Origin of the sequence: Nocardia pneumoniae NBRC 100136 (assembly GCF_000308755.1) — a bacterium.
In the GTDB taxonomy this organism is placed as follows: Bacteria; Actinomycetota; Actinomycetes; order Mycobacteriales; family Mycobacteriaceae; genus Nocardia; species Nocardia pneumoniae.
On record NZ_BAGF01000084.1, the window covers coordinates 44,937 to 63,219 of the forward strand.

General features: G+C 67.5%; 19 protein-coding genes. 14 read left to right on the forward strand and 5 right to left on the reverse strand.

What is annotated here, in order from left to right:
- Positions 1-259: 259 nt before the first annotated feature.
- The 9 genes from dpgA to ON34_RS27065 all read left to right on the forward strand — a co-directional run bounded on the left by dpgA (position 260) and on the right by ON34_RS27065 (position 9,409).
- A complete protein-coding gene (dpgA, locus tag ON34_RS27025) occupies positions 260-1,402 on the forward strand; it encodes a 3,5-dihydroxyphenylacetyl-CoA synthase DpgA (protein WP_083889838.1) in 1,143 nt (380 codons plus the stop codon).
- A 33-nt stretch (positions 1,403-1,435) separates the two neighbouring features.
- Entirely contained in the window at positions 1,436-2,140 is a 705-nt protein-coding gene (gene dpgB / locus ON34_RS27030; RefSeq protein WP_040784700.1) for an enoyl-CoA-hydratase DpgB, read from the forward strand.
- Complete coding sequence (gene dpgC / locus ON34_RS27035; RefSeq protein ID WP_245548215.1) at positions 2,137-3,447, forward strand: (3,5-dihydroxyphenyl)acetyl-CoA 1,2-dioxygenase DpgC; 1,311 nt, start codon at positions 2,137-2,139, stop codon at positions 3,445-3,447. Before dpgB ends, dpgC begins: the two co-directional genes overlap by 4 nt.
- A 5-nt stretch (positions 3,448-3,452) precedes the next feature.
- Positions 3,453-4,253: an enoyl-CoA-hydratase DpgD gene (dpgD, locus tag ON34_RS27040; RefSeq protein WP_040784973.1), complete on the forward strand. Its 801-nt coding sequence runs from the start codon at positions 3,453-3,455 to the stop codon at positions 4,251-4,253.
- Positions 4,254-4,295: 42 nt separating this feature from the next.
- The gene (locus ON34_RS27045; RefSeq protein ID WP_040784702.1) at positions 4,296-6,104 is read left to right on the forward strand and encodes a thiamine pyrophosphate-binding protein; all 1,809 of its coding nucleotides are present in this window, start codon (positions 4,296-4,298) and stop codon (positions 6,102-6,104) included.
- A 73-nt stretch (positions 6,105-6,177) separates the two neighbouring features.
- Positions 6,178-7,254: a catalase family peroxidase gene (locus ON34_RS27050; protein ID WP_040784704.1), complete on the forward strand. Its 1,077-nt coding sequence runs from the start codon at positions 6,178-6,180 to the stop codon at positions 7,252-7,254.
- 11 nt (positions 7,255-7,265) lie between these two features.
- The gene (locus ON34_RS27055; protein WP_373291983.1) at positions 7,266-7,817 is read left to right on the forward strand and encodes a cytochrome b; all 552 of its coding nucleotides are present in this window, start codon (positions 7,266-7,268) and stop codon (positions 7,815-7,817) included.
- The gene (locus ON34_RS27060) at positions 7,818-9,032 is read left to right on the forward strand and encodes an MFS transporter (protein ID WP_051023181.1); all 1,215 of its coding nucleotides are present in this window, start codon (positions 7,818-7,820) and stop codon (positions 9,030-9,032) included.
- Between the two features lie 74 nt (positions 9,033-9,106).
- Positions 9,107-9,409: a DUF1905 domain-containing protein gene (locus ON34_RS27065; protein WP_040784707.1), complete on the forward strand. Its 303-nt coding sequence runs from the start codon at positions 9,107-9,109 to the stop codon at positions 9,407-9,409.
- A 130-nt stretch (positions 9,410-9,539) separates the two neighbouring features.
- Here ON34_RS27065 and ON34_RS27070 read toward each other — a convergent pair whose 3' ends face one another.
- From ON34_RS27070 to ON34_RS27080, 3 genes are all read right to left on the reverse strand, one after another.
- Positions 9,540-9,869, reverse strand: a complete 330-nt coding sequence (locus ON34_RS27070) for a hypothetical protein (RefSeq protein ID WP_245548216.1) — start codon at positions 9,867-9,869, stop codon at positions 9,540-9,542.
- Between the two features lie 141 nt (positions 9,870-10,010).
- Positions 10,011-10,307, reverse strand: a complete 297-nt coding sequence (locus ON34_RS27075; protein ID WP_040784711.1) for a hypothetical protein — start codon at positions 10,305-10,307, stop codon at positions 10,011-10,013.
- Positions 10,294-10,518, reverse strand: a complete 225-nt coding sequence (locus tag ON34_RS27080; RefSeq protein ID WP_040784713.1) for a hypothetical protein — start codon at positions 10,516-10,518, stop codon at positions 10,294-10,296. The genes ON34_RS27075 and ON34_RS27080 overlap by 14 nt, the downstream gene beginning before the upstream one ends.
- A gap of 165 nt (positions 10,519-10,683) precedes the next feature.
- Between ON34_RS27080 and ON34_RS27085 the strand changes: the two genes are divergently transcribed.
- The gene (locus ON34_RS27085; protein ID WP_040784715.1) at positions 10,684-11,472 is read left to right on the forward strand and encodes an alpha/beta fold hydrolase; all 789 of its coding nucleotides are present in this window, start codon (positions 10,684-10,686) and stop codon (positions 11,470-11,472) included.
- 9 nt (positions 11,473-11,481) lie between these two features.
- On the opposite strand, the gene ON34_RS27090 is transcribed toward ON34_RS27085, so the two are convergent.
- A complete protein-coding gene (locus tag ON34_RS27090) occupies positions 11,482-12,246 on the reverse strand; it encodes a crotonase/enoyl-CoA hydratase family protein (protein WP_040784717.1) in 765 nt (254 codons plus the stop codon).
- Between the two features lie 183 nt (positions 12,247-12,429).
- Here ON34_RS27090 and ON34_RS27095 point away from each other — a divergent pair, with 183 nt between their 5' ends.
- The 3 genes from ON34_RS27095 to ON34_RS27105 all read left to right on the forward strand — a co-directional run bounded on the left by ON34_RS27095 (position 12,430) and on the right by ON34_RS27105 (position 15,323).
- Positions 12,430-13,185, forward strand: coding sequence for a crotonase/enoyl-CoA hydratase family protein (locus ON34_RS27095; protein WP_040784719.1), 756 nt, complete (start codon positions 12,430-12,432; stop codon positions 13,183-13,185).
- Between the two features lie 178 nt (positions 13,186-13,363).
- On the forward strand, positions 13,364-14,470 hold the full coding sequence (locus tag ON34_RS27100; protein ID WP_040784975.1) for a glycoside hydrolase family 183 protein: 1,107 nt from the start codon (positions 13,364-13,366) through the stop codon (positions 14,468-14,470).
- Between the two features lie 178 nt (positions 14,471-14,648).
- On the forward strand, positions 14,649-15,323 hold the full coding sequence (locus tag ON34_RS27105; RefSeq protein WP_040784721.1) for a class I SAM-dependent methyltransferase: 675 nt from the start codon (positions 14,649-14,651) through the stop codon (positions 15,321-15,323).
- 41 nt (positions 15,324-15,364) lie between these two features.
- On the opposite strand, the gene ON34_RS27110 is transcribed toward ON34_RS27105, so the two are convergent.
- Complete coding sequence (locus ON34_RS27110) at positions 15,365-15,955, reverse strand: alpha/beta hydrolase family protein (RefSeq protein ID WP_040784723.1); 591 nt, start codon at positions 15,953-15,955, stop codon at positions 15,365-15,367.
- A gap of 333 nt (positions 15,956-16,288) precedes the next feature.
- Here ON34_RS27110 and ON34_RS27115 point away from each other — a divergent pair, with 333 nt between their 5' ends.
- Complete coding sequence (locus ON34_RS27115; protein ID WP_040784725.1) at positions 16,289-18,124, forward strand: acyl-CoA dehydrogenase; 1,836 nt, start codon at positions 16,289-16,291, stop codon at positions 18,122-18,124.
- Positions 18,125-18,283 lie beyond the last annotated feature (159 nt).

Here is an 18,283-nt window from a genome sequence, read left to right on the forward strand (position 1 = left end):
CCGCATCACTACATAGGTTCTATGCGAATATGCCGCGTGGATCGATTACGGGGGGAACGGGGGTAACTGGTCAATATATTCAATGCACCCTGCTCGGATGAATGCGTCAGACGCATTCATGGGTGAGAACGGTCCGCCTTTCTTTCGTTATCCAGCTCTGGCGAGCTGGGCATAACGACTTCTCCTGGAAACGCATCGCGTTTATCGATCACGCGCCCCTATGTCCGCGCGTCTCCACGAATCACCACAGGAATTGAGCATGACGACCATGAGCACCGCCCGGGTGGAAACACTCGAGCAGAAATCACTCGACACCCGCACCCGGGTACCGGCCACCCTTCCGACGTTGCTGGGTGTGGCGACCGCCAACCCTCCCAACCGCTACAGCCAGCGCGAACTCGTCGAGCTGCTGAAGATCACCGACCCCAAGATCCGCGGTGTCTTCCTCAACGGCGGCATCGAGCAGCGGTACCTGACCCTCCCCCCACGCGGTGACGACGGCGAATTCCGCATCGAAACTCAAGGCGAGCTACTGGAAAAGCACCGAAACCACGGTGTGCGCACGGGGGCGGACGCGGTGCGCCGATGCCTGCGCGAGATCGGGCGCGACCTGCATGACGTGCGTTACCTGGTGGCCGTCACCACCACCGGATTCCTCACTCCTGGTTTCAGTGCGCTGCTGATCAACGAGTTGGGCCTCGATCCGGACACGGCCCGGCTCGACGTCGTCGGCATGGGCTGTAACGCCGGACTCAACGGCCTTGCCGCCGTGTCCAATTGGGCGTCCACGCATCCGGGCGAGCTGGCTTTGCTCGTCTGCTCGGAAGCGTGCTCGGCGGCTTACGTGTTCGACGGAACAATGCGCACCGCGGTGGTGAACAGCCTGTTCGGTGACGGCGCGGCCGCGCTGGCCGTACAGGCGGGCAACGGCGGAGGCCGTGCGGCCGCGAGCACCGGTCGCACGCCCGTGCTCCTGACCACCAGCAGCTACATGATTCGGCACGCGGTCGGGGCGATGCGCTACGACTGGGATGAAGACGCCGGAAAATTCAGCTTCTACCTCGACAAGGAAGTCCCCTACGAGGTCGGCGCGCACGCCGAGATCGTGATCGAGAAGTTGCTGCGCGGCACCGGATTGCGGCGCAAGGACATCGCGCACTGGACCGTCCACTCGGGCGGCAAGAAGGTCATCGACGCGGTCAAGATCAACCTCGGCCTCACGTCCTACGACCTGCGCCACACCTCGAGTGTGATGCGCGATTTCGGCAACCTTTCCAGCGGCTCGTTCCTGTTCTCCTACCAGCGCCTGCTCGAGGAAGGGCAGGTCCGCCCCGGCGACTACGGCGTCCTCATGACGATGGGCCCCGGTTCGCAGATCGAATCCGCTCTTCTCCGTTTCTGATCCACGTCCACCGAACTAGACACAGGGGGAACGATGACCGCATCCGACGGAGCCACGACCAACGTTCTGGCCGCGGTGATACCCGCCGATCGACCACTGTCACCTGAGCTGATCGGCACGGTGACGGCCATCGCGCTGCGTGCCGAAGACGCGCCGCAGGACCGGCCGCACAGTGTCGTCCTGTATGTCAGCGGGCCACAAGCGGGACAGGGCTTTTCGTGGCCAGGCCCGGTCGATATCGGCACCGTCGGCAAATGGGAAGGCGCTTTGCGGCGCTTGGAACAAGTGCCGGCGCCGATCGTCGCCGTCGTCGACGGAGACGCCTACGGCCCGGCGGCCGAACTGCTGCTCGTCTCCGACTATCGGATCCTGCGATCCGGGTCGATCTTCGGATTCGCGACCTCCGAGGGAGGTGCCTGGCCCGGGATGGCGCTGCATCGGCTGGTCGCCCAGCACGGCGCTGGACCTGCCAGGACGCTCGCGGTACAGAGGCGCAGCCTATCGGCGGCCCAAGCGCTGGAGCAGGGCTTGGTGGACGCGGCGATCGATGACGACGCCCAAGCCGAAACCCAAGCGGTACAAGCCGGTCTGGCGCTGTTCGACGGGGTCGCGGGGACCGAGATCGCCATCCGCAGGCGTCTGATCCTGGACGCGACGGCCACCCGATTCGAAGATGCGCTGGGCGCGCATCTGGCGGCGTCCGACCGAGCGCTACGACGACTCGGGAGCACATTGTGACCACACTGCCGCAGTTCATCGGCGACATCGGATACGACCACGCGGCACTCCATGCCGCCGCCACCGAATGCGCCCGCACGCTGCGCGAACTCGGGCCGGTCGCCGACCGTGACGAGGCCGCGGCCGCCCAGGCCGCGCACGCACACCATGCTTTGCGAACCCTGCGCCGGGCGTTCCTGCGCACCCATCTTTCCGCCGTGTACCTCTCCGCCACCGACAACCTGCGCGAATCACTGCGCTCGAGCGAGCTCGCCGCCACGGTCGCCACCCGGTTCCCCGGCCTGCTGCCCGAGCCCGGTCAGCTCGCCGCCGACGCCGCAGCGGTCCAGGCGCACAAGGAAGGCTGGGAGATCGACCAGGGAATCTTCTTCCACGCGGTGTTCTCCGACCCGGTCGCGGGTGAACACCTGCTCGACGCGATGCGCAGGCCGACCAGTCGCGCACAGGCGCTGCTGCCCGAGTTCCAGACCACCGGCCGGATCACCCTGCCCGCGGCGACCCTGACTCGCTCCGGGCACAGCGCGACCATCACGATCACCAACACCCACTGCCTCAACGCCGAGGACAACCAGCACGTCGCCGATATGGAAACCGCCGTCGACCTGGTGCTGCTCGATCAGCAGTCGAAGGTAGGGGTGGTGCGGGGCGGCGAAATGACCCACCCGCGTTATCGCGGCAAACGGGTGTTCAGCGCGGGCATCAACCTCACTCAGCTGCACCAGGGGAAGATCTCCTACGTCGAGTTCCTGCTCGGCCGTGAGACCGGGTATATCGCCAAGCTTCTGCGTGGCTTGTCGGCCGATGATTCCGGCGAGTGGCCACCGCGGCTGCGGACGAAACCATGGATCGCCGGGGTGGACACCTTCGCGATCGGCGGCGGCGCGCAGTTGCTGCTGGTCTTCGATCGAGTGATCGCCGCCGCCGACAGCTACTTCAGTCTTCCGGCGGCTCAGGAGGGGATCGTTCCCGGCGCGGCGAATCTGCGGCTCGGGCGCGGCTCGACGTCGCGGCTGTCGCGCGAGGTGATTCTCTGGGGCAGGCGAATTCGCGCCACCGAACCCGACGCGCGGTACGTGTTCGACACCGTCGTCGAACCCGACGCGATGGACACCGAAATCGCCCGCGCCGCCGAGCAACTGGCAGCCGACGCGGTGGTAGCGAACAAACATATGATCGTGACCGCCGAGGAACCACAAGACGACTTCCGCCGGTACATGGCCGAGTTCGCACTGCACCAAGCGCTTCGGCTCTACGGCGCGGACGTGCTGGCGAAGGTGGGCCGGTTCAGCGCGGGAGCACACCGGTGACCCCGATGCCGGATCTCACCACCGTGGTCTACCGCAAGCACGGCCGCGTCGCCACCGTCGAACTCGATCGCCCAGAAGTGCTCAACGCGATGAACGTGCGGATGCACGCCGAGCTCGCACAGGTATGGGACGACATCGAACGCGACGACGACATCTGGGTAGCGGTCCTCAGCGGCCGCGGCGGTCGAGCCTTCTCGGTCGGGCAGGACCTGAAAGAACTGTCCCAGCGCATCGACCGCGGCGACGGGCACTCCACCTTCGGCAGCGCGGGCAAACCGGGATTCCCGCGGATCACCGAACGGTTCGGATTCCCGAAACCGCTGATCGCCAAGGTTGCCGGATATGCGCTCGGCGGCGGTTTCGAACTCGCTCTCGCGTGCGACATCGTGATCGCCGCCGACAACGCCGAGTTCGGGCTCACCGAAGCGAAACTCGGCCTGATCCCCGGCGCGGGAGGCGTCTTCCGGTTGCCGCGCCAGGCGCCCTACCGGATCGCGCTCGGCCATCTGCTCACCGGTCGGCGCATGACCGCGCTCCGCGCCGCCGAGCTCGGCCTGGTCAACGAAGTCGTTTCCGTTGCCGATCTCGACGCGTGCACCGATGCCTGGGTCACCGACATCCTGGCGTGCGCGCCGCTGTCGGTGCGCGCCATCAAGGAGGCGGCGGCCTCGTCGGTGACCATGCCACTGTCCGAGGCGTTCACCGCCCGATACCACTGGGAAACCCTGCGCGCCGATTCCGCCGACGCCGAAGAAGGCCCGCGCGCGTTCGTCGAAAAACGACCACCGATCTGGACCGGCCGCTGACCGGGTCACCCGAGTCGCAGCACTATCAGGAACGAAAGGACCATGAGTTCATCCACACCGCCCCGCAGGCTGGGCCGCGACATCATCTTCGACTATCTGCGTGCGGTGGGGACCGAGTACGCGTTCGGTGTGCCCGGCACCCACGAGATCCCGCTGCTCGACGGAACAACCCTGCCCGAGAACGGCGTCGAGTACGTGCCGTGCCTGCACGAGAACATCGCCCTGGGCGCGGCCATGGGCTACGCCCGGATGTCGGGACGCCCCGGCGCGGCGATCGTGCACATCACGCCCGGCACGGCCAACATCATCGGCAATCTCTTCAACGCCTACCGATCCAACATCCCGCTCATCGTGTTCTGCGGGCAGCAGCACAGCGAGTTGCTGATCCAGGAACCGATCCTGGCCTCCGACCTGGTCCACACGGCCGAGCAGTACACGAAGTGGTCCCACGAGATCCGCAGCGTCGACGAGATGCCGCTGGTGTTGCAGCGGGCCTTCAAGGAACTTCTGGTCCCGCCGTTCCGGCCGGTGTTCGTGTCGCTGCCGTGGAACTTCCTGCTCGAAGCGCCTGCCATGCAACAGCCGGGGCGCGTCACCCGCATCGCACACGCGGTCGGCGCGGACCCGGCCGGTGTCGCGGCCGCGGCGAAAGAGCTCGCGCACGCGAAGAACCCGGTGGTGCTGGTCGGCGATGGGGTCGGCGAGGCAGATGCGTGGCCGGAGATCGAGCGGCTGTCGAGCGTTCTCGGCGCCGCCGTGTATTCGGAGAACCAGGCCAGCCGGATGAACTACCCGAACGATCTGCCGCACTGGCAAGGCGAACTGGTGCCCACCCAGGACGGGGTGCACATGCAGCTGGCCGACTTCGACACCATCTTCCAGATCGGCGTGAATTCCCAAGCCCAGATCCTGGTGTTCCGGTGGGAGAAGGGCCCGATCATTCCGCCCACCCTCACGCAGGTGACCCTGCACAACGATCCGTGGGAGATCGGCAAGAACGCGTACGCCGCCGTGGGCGTGCTCGGCGACATCAAACGCAGTCTGCCGCTGATCATCGACGCCGTCATCGAACATCCCGCCTACGATGAAGCCGCCGCGGCACAGCGCAATCAGCGCCTTCTGGCGCTCGATGCCCGCCGCGACGAGGCGTTCCTCGCGGCGGGACCCACCGCCCGCGGGCACGAGCCGACGATTCCGGACTACGTCGTGCCGATGGTGCTCGCCGAGGTGCAGAAGACCCTCGACAAGCCGCTGACCGTGATCAACGAGGATTTCGCGATCTCGGCGGCGATTCAGAAGGCGATCGCCTACGACGGACCCGACGCCTATTTCTGCACCTCCGGCGGCTCCCTCGGGTTCTCCCTGCCCGCTTCGATCGGTATCGCCCTCGCCACGGGGACGCGCCGCTACGTCGTGACGATCGTCGGCGACGGTTCGGCCCTGTTCCACACCAACTCGTGGTGGACGACGAGCAAACTGGCGCTGCCGGTGCTGTATCTCGTCATGAACAACCACGAGTACAAGACCCTCATGACCGGGCTGTCCGCCATCGAACAGATCTACGGCTGGCGGCCGAGCAACGACGCCTGGTATTTGCGGTTGGGTCAACCCAGCCAGGACTTCGCGGAGATCGCCGACAGCTTCGACATCGACGGCGAAGTGGTGACCAAGACCGCGAAACTCGCCGACGCGCTCCAACGCGGATTCAAAGCCCTCGATCAGGGCGAACCCTACGTGATCGATATTCGCATCGCGTCGGCGTCCGCACCCCCTATCGACATGCTGCTGGCCGACAAGCCCGGCGTCGACCCGGTTGTGATCGAACAGCTCCAGGCCATGGGTCCGCCGTGATCGGCAAGGCCGCCACGCCGCGTTTCCGCGCCCGCGCTCCGCGTGGGCGCATCGCACCCGGAGGAAGAGGAACATGACCGAGGCAAGCCAGCGTTCCTGGCAACTGAATCGCCGCACACTGCTCGGCAGCGCCGCTGTCGCCGCGCTCGGTGCCGCAGGAATCGGAGGGTTCTTGTTCACCGAGAGCGTCATCGGGCCGTGGCGGCTCACCGCGCGCAGACTGGTGGATCGCCTGCAGGACACCGCGGGCGGCACCTTCCCCGGTTGCCGGCGCAACCATGCCAAAGGGGTCGCCGTCGCCGGATACTTCGACAGCAATGGCAACGGTGTCGAGTTGTCGAAGGCGTCCGTTTTCCGGCCGGGGCGCTACCGGCTCGACGGACGGTTCTCCCTCGCAGGCGGCAATCCGCACATGCCCGATGTGCCGACCGCGCCCCGCGGGATGGGTTTGCGGCTGTTCCTGCCGGGTGGAGAGCAGTGGCGGATGGCGATGATCAACATTCCGGTCTTTCTCGATGCCACAGCGCAGGACTTCTACGACCGCACACTCGCTTTCGCCCCCGACCCGGCGACCGGCAAGCCCGACTCCACCGTGATGGGCCGGTACATCGCGGCACGTCCCAAGACCGCCGCGGCGCTGAGCATCATCGAACAAGGCGCGCCCCCGGCGACGTTCGCGGAGACGGCCTTCTTCGGGCTCAATGCCTTCGAGTTCACCAACGCCGAGGGCGACGCCGTACCGGTGCGCTGGCGACTCGTCCCGGACAATCCCGCTCCGCTCACCCAACCACCAGTCGGCGAGAACGCGCTGTTCGACGGCTTGGTCGCGGGCATTCAAGCCGCACCACTGCGCTGGAAACTCGTCGTGACGGTCGGCGAGCGCGGCGTCGACCCCACCGACGACGCCACCAAGGCGTGGCCCGCCGGTCGCCGCGAGGTGCACGTGGGCACCGTGGTGGTGGAGCAGGCGCACACCGAATCCGCGGACAACGTGCAGAACGTGAACTTCGATCCGCTGGTGCTGCCCGACGGCATCGCGCCGTCCGACGACCCGCTCCTGCAGGCGCGCTCGGCAGCCTACGCCGAGTCGTACCGCCGCCGCGCGGGCGAATCGAAGCCCACCGGAGCCGTTGTGGTGAAGGAGCTCTGACAACGATGGCGCTGCGCGAAACCACTATCGACACCATGCGCTTCAGCGTTGTCGCGCGAATCCTGCACTGGACGATGGCAGCCCTGATCCTGGCCATGATCGGTATCGGCGCGGCGATGGTCGGCTACCTCGGCGCCTACCACCGGTTACTGGCTTGGCACAAGACCATCGGGCTTGCCATCCTGCTGCTCGCCGTCCTGCGCCTCGCCTACCGTGTCCGCCACCGGCCACCACCACAGATCGAATCCATGCGGAGACCCGAGCGGCTCGTCGCGACCGGGTCCGAAATCCTGATGTACGCGCTGTTCCTGGCGCAACCGCTCGTCGGGTGGGCGCTGGTTTCGGCATCCGGTGTTCCCATCCATATCCTCGCGGGCCTGCGCGTTCCGGCGATCGCGCCCACCGACCCCGAGCTGTATGCCACGTTGCGCACGGTGCACAGCGCGCTCGCCTACCTGCTGCTGCTCGCACTGACCGCCCACATCTGCGCGGTCGCCTTCCACGCGATGGTCATGCGGGACAAGCTGCTTCGCCGCATGACTTTCCCGATCTTCCGCCGATAGATGGACAGCCGATTCGGCCTCGGAATCGTGCTGGTCGGCGCGACCCTGCGCGCGCCGTTGACCAGCGTCGGACCGCTGATGCCGGTCATCACCGGCGACACCGGACTGTCCAGCGCGTACGCGGGTCTGCTCACCGCCCTGCCGCTGTTGATCTTCGCCGTGGTCCCGGTGCTGGTGCTGCGCACTGTGCATCATGGGCCCGAAAGGCTGGTGCGGCTCGCGCTGGTCGGCATGCTGGTGGGGCTGGTGATCCGCTCGGCGCCCGGGCAGCTGTGGCTGTTCACCGGGACGGTGGTGATCGCGGGGGCTATCGGGTTCGCGAATGTACTGCTGCCCGCCATCGTCCGCGGCAGCGTCTCCGCCACGCGTGTCACGGCGGTCACCGGCGCCTGGGTCGCGGCGATGTGCGCCGCGGCCGCTGTGTCCTCCGGAATCGCGGTACCGCTCGCCGATGTTCTGCCCGGTGGGTGGCGACCGGCGCTCGCGGCCACCGCACTGCTGACCGGCATCGCGTTGCTGGCCTGGCAGAGTCGCACCGAGCCCATACCGGAACCGCCGCCTACCATCCGCCGGGTACCGATGCCGTGGCGTTCGGCCTTGGCTTGGCAGGTCAGCGCCTTTATGGGCTTGCAGGCGTTGGGGTTCTACACCACACTCGCCTGGTTGCCCACCATCCTGCACGACAACGGGGTGTCGCACCAGACAGCGGGCTGGTCGCTGTTCGCGTTCCAGATCCTCGGTTTGGCGGTCATCAACACGATGCCCTGGCTCACCCGCACCGCCGCGGCGAAACGCTGCCTCGCTGTCGCCGCCTCGGTACTCGACGCCGCAGGATTCCTGCTGCTCGCGCTGGCCCCCGCTTTGGCCGGGCTGTCGATCCTCATGCTGGGCATCGGAGCGGGCGCATGCCTGGCCCTGGCCATGGCATTCCAGAGTGAACGCGCCGACGACGCCGGCCACGCGGCCGCGCTGGCCGCGATGGCCCAGACCGTCGGGTTCACCCTCGCCGCAGTTGGCCCGACCCTGGTGGGCCTGCTCCACGCTCGGACACACGGCTGGGCGCCCGCGCTGGGCGCGCTCACCGCGATGGCCCTCGTACAGGCCGCCGCGGCGGCCGGAGCCGGACGGTCGGAGACTGTCCGGCGCGATCGGCACTCGGATCAAGTCCCAGGCCCTCGATCCACAGTTGACCACCCGCACCCACGGCCGGGATGACCCCGCTGATGCCCACTGTGTGGCCCATCGGCGGTCGAGGGCGGAGTGTCGGTGCCTGCCGATACAGTCGCGGCGTGGCTGGATCGCGGTACACGTTCACGGCGGAGGTGTGGGAGCACCAAGGTGATGCCGCATGGCATTTCGTGTCGCTACCCGAAGACGTGGCCGACGAGATCGAGGAGCGGTACGCGCATCGGGCGGGCGGGTTCGGGGCCGTGCGGGTGCATGTGGTGATCGGCAACAGCCGATGGTCGACGTCGCTGTTCCCGGACAAGTCCCGGGCGACCTACGTGCTGCCGGTGAAGAAGGCGGTACGGGTCGCGGAAGGGCTCGAAGCGGGCTCGGCAGCGCGGGTGGAACTCACAGTCGCGCTGTAATCGGCGAGAGTCGCTCGACGCAGACTGCGCGCACTACCGGCCCGCTATGTGAAGCGTCGATTGCCACCCGGCGGTGTGGAGGCGCTGATCTGCCGCGATAAGCCGGTCGACGCCGTCAGCGCCCGTCGACTCAGCGCGGCTGCGCCGCCGACATGCACTCGCTGGCGATGCGGGTGCTGGCCGAGCGCGCCTTGTCCGCGTCTTCCTTGCTCATGCCCAGCGTCTCCTGGTTGGGAGCCTTCACGTCGTACTCGTCGCTGACCATGACCCGCAGCCCGGCCTGCGAAATCCCCTGTTCGACGAACACCTTCGCGGCGCAGTCGGCCAGTTGCTTGTTCTTGAGGCCTTTGTCCTGCAGCGACTGGGCGAGCTCGGCCTGCGTCACCGTGGGCGCCGCCGTGTCCTTGTCGCTGCCGCATGCCGCGAGCACCGGCAGCGCGATCAGCGCCGCGGCGATCATGCAGATCCGCACCTGACTCCTCTTCCTCGACTGGCCACCGTCAGTGGCGTCGCCACCATAATGCCCCGCGGCGCGTCGCGGTAGTCGTACGCGCCGAAAACATAGAAGAGGTTGCCGCACAACGGTTTACGTGGACGGTACTCACAGATCCATCGCCGCTCGCAACGCGGTGTCGAGCCGCTCCAGGGTTTCGGTGTCCACCACGTCGACCCGCTCGGCCAGCCATCCGCGGAAGATGCGCCCGATATTGCCCGCATGCACCCAGCCGTGCTCCTGCACCGGGACCGCGAGGATGTCCCGCGGATCCTCCTCGATCACCTCCGCGGCGATCAGCCACGGACGCGGCGATTCATTGATGCCATCACTGCTGATCAGCACGACCGTTCGGCGACGCGGCGAACCATGCGGGTTGTAGATCCACAGTTCACCCCGACGCACGCATCGCCTCCTCGGCGGCCGCCAGCTCGGCCGCGTCCGCCGCGGCATCGGCGGTCACATCCGACACCGGACCGACGCCGGTTCGCACGGCTTCCCGCCGCGCGGCCTTCGATATCCACGCCGAGGGCGACATACCCGCGCGAGCCGCCGCCTGCTCGGCGTATGACCAAGCGGCTTCGTCCAGCGAAAGGGTCACCTTACGGGTTGCCATACCAATTATCGTACCGGTCGCGCCCGACCCGGCGCCAGACTCGTTTTCCCAGCACACGGGACGAGCGAGCGAGGTCGCGGTGTGGCGCACGGTCCGATCGATCCGAACTGATGGCCGCTGACTGCTGTTAGGGTTGGCGCAGGCGGACGAACGGAGACGACAAGCATGACGACGTTGCACCATCACCGGGTCGGCGCAGGGGAACCGCTCGTGCTGGTGCACGGGGTCGGAAGCCGGTGGCAGATCTGGGAACCGATCATCGACACCCTCGCCGCCTCGTATGACGTGATCGCCGTCGACCTGCCCGGCTTCGGTGGATCGAACCCCCTCGCACACACGACCGTCGACACCCTCACCGACGCGCTCACCGAATTCCTCGCGACGCAGGGAATCGAACGGCCGCATCTGGCGGGCAACTCGATGGGCGGTCTGATCACGCTGAATCTGGGGGCACGCGGTCTGGCCCGCTCGGTCACCGCGTATTCGCCGATCGGCTTCTGGGACACGGCGGGTCGCGTGTGGTGCCAGCAGTCGCTGGGTAAGTCGCGGGCGCTCGCGCGACTGCTCCGGCCGACACTGCCGTTCGTCCTCGGAAACGCCGCGGGGCGGACCGTCTTTCTCTCGCTGATCTTCGGCAAGCCCTGGGCTCTGGACCACCAGATGGCGCTGGAGACGGCCATCGGCGCGGTCGAGGCGACCGGATTCGACGAGGCGCTCGCCTCGTTCGCCGACGCGCGACTGCGCGAAATCGGCTCGCTCACCGACATTCCCGTGACAGTCGCCTGGGGCAGCCGCGACATCCTGCTCACCTATGCCACCCAGAGCCGCAGGGCCCGTCGCGCGTTGCCGACCGCCGAGCACGTCACGTTGCACGGCAGCGGGCACAGTCCGTTCCCCGACGACCCCGCCGCCTGCGCACAGGTTCTGTTCGAGACGATCGCGCGGGCGCGGTAGACGTTCGGTTCAGCGGCCCTGCCACTGGGGCTCGCGCTTCTGCGCGAATGCCAGCGCACCCTCGGCGGCGTCCTTGGAGAACAGGGCAGGCAACGCGATCTCGCCCTGCTTCGCGAACGCCTCCGCGACCCGCCAATCCGGTGACTCGTCGATGATCCGCTTGCTCGCCGCCACCGCCAGCGGTGCGGCCGCGGCGATCTCGGCCGCCAGCTCCAGCGCGACGGAGAGCGCGGCGCCGGGTTCGGTGACGCGGTTGACCAAGCCGAGCTGGTAGAGCCGCTCGGCGCCGACCCTTCCGCCGGTGAGCGCCAATTCAGCGGCCATGCTGCGCGGCAGCCGCTGAGTCAGCCGCAGCACGCCACCGCCCGCGGCGACCAGACCGCGCTTGACCTCCGGGATGCCGAACTGCGCGTTCCGCGCGGCGACGATGAGATCGCCGGACAAAGCCAGCTCGAAGCCACCGGCCAGCGCGAAGCCCTCCACCGCCGAGATCATCGGCTTCGCCGGGGGCTTCGCGGTGATGCCGAGCGGACCGCGGTGCTGGGTGATGGGCATCTCGCCCTTCGAGGCGGCCACGAGATCCATTCCTGCGCTGAAGGTCGCGCCCGCACCGGTCAGGACGAGCACGCGCGCGGCGGCGTCGGCTTCGAACTCGTCGACGGCGGCCTCGATGGCTTGCGCGGTGGCCAGGTTGATCGCGTTGCGCGCCTCGGGACGGTTGACCGTCAGCACGGTGATCGCATCGCGCCGTTCGACACCTACCAGGTCGGTCATCGGGCGCTCCTCTCGGTGAGCAGGGTGAACGTGTCCGCGGCGAGATCGGCGCCCGCACGGAGCAGGCGGCTGCCGCGGTGGTGCCGGTATCCGGCGCCCGGACCAGTATGCGCGGTTGCGCGAGCGCCAGCGCGCTCACCGCGACGCCTTCCAGGCGAACTGACTCGTGAGTAAGATTCGAGAATGGGCACCAACATTGCGCTGCGGTTCGACAACGACCGCGCCTACGTCACGCTCGACCGGCCGGACAAGCACAACGGCCTGACCATCAACATGATTAGCGAGCTGATTGCTAGCGCGAAAACCGTGGCTCGTCACCCGGAAGTCCGCGCGGTAATCCTGTCCGGCAACGGGCCCAGTTTCAGCAGCGGCATGGACATCGCGGCGGCTTCCAGCGATCCCCTGGCAATTGGGCGCAACTTCGTGCCGCTCCCCGGGCGCGGCACGAACGCCTTCCAAGAAGCGTGCTGGGCGTGGCGCCGCCTGCCGGTCCCGGTGATCGCGGCGGTGCACGGGCGCTGCTACGGCGGCGGACTGCAGCTCGCGCTCGCCGCGGACGTCCGCTTCGCCGCCCCGGACGCGGCGTTCTCCGTGATGGAAGCCAAGCACGGCCTCGTCCCAGACATGACCGGAGCGGCAACGCTATCCCGGCTGGTCGGCGTGGATAAGGCGCTCCTGCTGGCGATGACCGCGGACACCGTGGACGCCGCCTACGCGGCCAGGATCGGCTTGGTCACGGAGGTGGCGGCCGACCCGGTCGCCGAGGCGGAGAAACTGGCCGACCAGATCGCGGCTCGGCCACGGCACGCCGTCGCGGCCGCCAAGCGGCTGTTCGAGAAGACCTGGCACGCCTCGCCGCGGCGCACCTTCGCCGTCGAGCGTGCCACCCAGCTCCCACTGATCCTGCGGAAGGCAATCAGCAATCTAACAGCAAGATAGCTGAACGCTAACCAGTCTGCGACGAAAGCCCCGAATCCGCCGGTTGCGCTGCTACCATTTGCACGATTTGCCAGCCAGTCGATCTAGCGGTGCGAGGCACACTGCGAAGGAGTCTGTGTATCGCGGGACGTCTGTGTTTCGCACCGCTCCCGGCACGAAACCGGAGGGCTCACAGACCTTGATCAGAACCGCATCCTTGCTGCTCTCGGCGCTGGCGGGTATCTCGGCCCTGCTCTGCCCAGCGACTAGCCCCGCATTCGCCAATCCGAACGCCATCAACCCGATTCCCGTGCTCAACGGCACCACCGGACTGCCCAATCTGGTCGGCCGCGCCAGGGCGGTCTTCCAAGTGACGGGTATGGCCAGTCCGAACAACACCCAGAATTACAACGTGCTCGGGACCGACCTGGGGATCATGTGGGACAACGGGCACGGCGAAATGCTCACCGCGTTCGGCGATACCGCCGGTTTCGGCTTCCCGAATCTGCTCGCGGGCAGCATGTGGGCCTGGCGCAGCAATATCCTGCTCCGCAGCCATACCACGGATCCGGCGGAGGGCATCTATTTCGACAGCGCGGTCCGCGACGTGTTCGGCCAGGCGCGTGATCTGGTTCCCAGCCCGAAGATTCCCTTTCTGGAGATCAGCCGCATTCCCACCGCGGGCATCGCGGTCGACGGCGTGCAGTACATGAGCTTGATGTCGGTGCGGAGCTGGGACGACGTCGGACGGTGGAGCACCAATTTCTCCGGACTGGCCGTCTCCGGCGACAACGGCGAGACCTGGGCGGAATTGCCGGAAACCCGGCGCCCGAACGAGGGCGGAAACGCCAACTTCCAGATGAACGCCTTTCTCGCCGACGGCGGATACATCTACGAATACGGCACCCGATCCGGGCGCAACCACACCGCCCACGTGGCTCGCGTCCGGGCGCATGACATCGCCGATCTCAGCGAATACGAATATTGGGACGGCAACGGTTGGCGTAAGAACGACGTGAATGCCGCGGCACCCATCATGTGGGGTGTGAGCGAGTTGTCGGTGATGTACAACGCGTATCTCGGGCAGTTCATTTCGCTCACCACCGACCCGTTCAACTCCGTGGTGATGCGCCGCGCGTCCTCTCCGGTCGGCCCGTGGAGCGAACCCGAAGTGCTGATCGACTCGCGCGAATTGCCCACCGCCTATGCGCCATCGATCTTTCCGTACCAGACGGGTCGTGATCTGTACTTCCTCACGACCGTGCACAGCCAATACAACGTCGTGCTGATGCGCACGACGTTGTAGCTCGCGACGTACCGATCCAACGTGGCCCGCACCGCCGAGAGTGCCGCCCGGCCGTTGCGACCACGCCGTCGCGACCGACCGCACCGACCCCGGCTTTCCCGGCCGGGGCCTCGACGCCCTGATCGCGCCGCTCGACGCCCCGACTGTAGCCGGGCTCGGCGATCAATAGACTCACGATATGGATGCGGCCGATTGGGACGAGCGCTATGCGCAAACGGAATTGGTCTGGGGCGCACCGCCGAACAACACCGTGGTGGAACACGTCTACGGGTTGGAGCGGCGGACGCCGCCGCAACCCGCCACGCCCGACGGCGAGCCACCGGAGTTTCCCCGCGCCCTCGATTTGGCGTGCGGGGAAGGCCGCAACGCTTTGTGGTTGGCCACGCACGGCTGGCAGGTGCACGCCGTCGACTACTCCCAGGTGGGCATCGACAAGGGACGCACCGTGGCGTCCCGGCTGTCCCGATCGGTCCGCGGTCGCATCACCTGGCAGTGCGCCGACGTCACCGACCTGGACGCGGCGGGCGTCACCGGGCCGTTCGAGCTGGTGCTGATGGTCTTCCTGCACCTGCCCGCCGAGCAGCGCCGCGCGGTGGTTCGCAAGGCGGCTGGTCTGCTCGCTCCCGAAGGCACCCTGCTCGTGCTCGGCCACGACACCACCAACCTGACCGACGGCTGCGGCGGGCCGCAGGACCCCGCCATCCTCTTCACCCCGGACGACATCGTCGCCGACCTCGGCCCCGTGATCGCCGCCAACCGCATCCGCGTCCGCATCGCCGACCGCGTGTACCGCCCGACCGAAACCCGCGATGCCATCGATGCCCTGGTCATCGCCACTCGCCCGGCCGAGTGACACGGACCCGCCCGCTCGACCCGGGACGCCAAAAGCCCAGTTCAGGCCCAGCGTTCCAACCACGGGATGACGGTCTCGGCGATCAGATCGAATCCGGCCCGGAACGCGTGCGCTTGCCCGGGAATGATCCGGACTTCGGCGGCATCGTCGGCATCGGGAATGCCGAACGGGTCGTTCGCGCCATTGACGACCACCACCTCGATGTCTCCCGGGGCGAGTAGCTCGTCCCGGCGGGAGTTCTCCGGCTTGCCCGGCGGGTGCAGCGGGAACGAGAGCGCGAGCACGCCGCGAGCCCTGGCTGCGACGGCGGTGCGGCAGGCGACCCGCGCACCGTTGCTGCGCCCACCCTGGATCAGGGGGATGCGCTTGCGGCCGCGTAGCCGAGCGACGATCTCCAGCCATGCCTCGTCCTGCTTGACCGCCGAACCGGGCGCCCGACGCCCGGCGACCCGATAGGGCTGCACCACCCGCGCCACGGCGCCACCCAGCCGCAGCGCCGAATCACGCACGGCCAGAAGGTCTTTCGTATCCACCCCGCCGCCCGCACCATGCGTCAGCAGCAGCAGGAACGCGGGCCTGCGGGGCTGCTCCAGCTCGACCTCGGCCGGTCCAGCACTCGTCTCGATGCGCATTGTCTCCATCTTGCCTGCTCGGCCTAGTTCTCAGGGCCGCCACCCTGCGCAACCACACCGGCCCAAGCTGCATTTTCGAGCGCAGCGAGACCGAGCACTGGCCGTTCGCGTCGCAGGCGCTGGCAAACCAACACAGCGCCGCAGATCAGACACTGTAAAACGCATCACATTGCCTGCTCAGCTCTTTGCGTCGTCATTACCGGCCGGTAATATGGCGCATAAGTTACCCGCGAGTAGCATGCGGAAAACCGGCACGACTACCCGGTGGAGCGAACAACGGGCGGGAACGGCACCAACCGACCGCACCAACTCAACGGAGAGTGAGTACTGACAATGGGTCACTACAAGAGCAACGTCCGCGACCTGGAGTTCAACCTCTTCGAGGTCCTGGGCCTTGGTTCCATTCTGGACAGTGGCGCCTACGGCGACCTCGATGCGGACACCGTCAAGGAGATGCTGAACGAAGTGCGTCGCCTTGCCGAGGGCCCGCTCGGTGAGTCGTTCGCCGACGCGGACCGCAACCCGCCGGTCTTCGACCCGGCGACCCACACGGTCACACTGCCCGAATCCTTCAAGAAGAGCTACCGGACGCTGCAGGACGGCGGCTGGGACAAGCTGGGCATCGCCGAGGAACTCGGCGGCCTGCCGATCCCGCGCGCGGCCTACTGGGCCATCGCGGAACTGCTGCTGGGCTCGCAGCCCGCAGCCTTCATGTACGCCGCCGGCCCCGGCTTCGCGAACATCTTCTACAACAACGCCACCGAAGAGCAGAAGGGCTGGGCGACGATCGCCGCCGAGCAGGGCTGGGGCGCCACGATGGTGCTCACCGAGCCCGACGCCGGTTCCGACGTGGGCGCCGGCCGCACCAAGGCGATCAAGCAGGAAGACGGCTCCTGGCACATCGAGGGCGTCAAGCGGTTCATCACCTCCGCCGACTCCGACGACCTGTTCCCGAACATCATGCACCTGGTGCTGGCCCGCCCCGAGGGCGCGGGACCGGGCACCAAGGGCCTGTCGCTGTTCTTCGTGCCGAAGTACCACTTCGACCACCAGACCGGTGAGCTCGGTGAGCGCAACGGCGTCTTCGTCACCAACGTCGAGCACAAGATGGGCCTGAAGGTCTCGGCCACCTGCGAGGTCACCTTCGGCGGCCACGGCATCCCGGCCAAGGGCTGGCTGGTCGGCGAGGTGCACAACGGCATCGCGCAGATGTTCGATGTCATCGAGCACGCCCGCATGATGGTGGGCACCAAGGCGATCGCGACCCTGTCGACGGGCTACCTGAACGCGCTCGACTACGCCAAGCAGCGTGTGCAGGGTGCGGATCTGACCCAGATGACCGACAAGGCCGCGCCTCGCGTCACCATCACCCACCACCCGGACGTGCGGCGCTCGCTGGCCATGCAGAAGGCGTACGCCGAGGGCCTGCGCGCGGTCTACCTCTACACCGCCGCCCACCAGAACGCCGATGTGGCGCAGCTGGTTTCCGGCGCCGACCCCGAGCTCGCGGCCCGGGTCAACGACCTGCTGCTGCCGATCGTCAAGGGCGTCGGCTCCGAGCGGGCCTACCAGTACCTGACCGAGTCGCTGCAGACCCTGGGTGGTTCCGGCTTCCTGCAGGACTACCCGATCGAGCAGTACATCCGGGACGCGAAGATCGACTCGCTGTACGAGGGCACCACCGCCATCCAGGCGCAGGACTTCTTCTTCCGCAAGATCGCCCGCGACCGCGGCGTCGCGCTGGCCCACGTGGCCGGCCACGTGCAGAAGTTCATCGACGCCGAAGCGGGCAACGGCCGCCTCAAGGGCGAGCGCAAGCTGCTGGCCACCGCGCTGGAGGACGTGCAGGCCATGGCCGCCACGCTCACCGGCCACCTGATGGGCGCCCAGGAGCAGCCGAGCGAACTGTACAAGGTCGGCCTCGGTTCGGTGCGCTTCCTGCTCTCGGTGGGTGACCTGCTCATCGGCTGGCAGCTGCTGCGTCAGGCCGAGATCGCCATCGCGGCGCTCGACAACGGTGCGACCGGCGCCGACCAGGCGTTCTACAACGGCAAGATCGCCGTCGCGCAGTTCTTCGCGCGCAACGTCCTGCCGGAGCTCACCGCCACCCGCGCCGTGCTGTCCAACCTGGACAACGACATCATGGAGCTGGACGAAGCGGCCTTCTGACGCATCTTCACAACGAAACACGACAAAACGGCCCGGAGATGATCTCCGGGCCGTTCTGTCGTCTAGGTTGTCGATTCGTGACGTCTGATCAGCGCTCGACGCCGATGCTCTCCGGTAGATTGCGTGCTCCCGGGAGGGGGCAGGAACCTCCCGACCCCC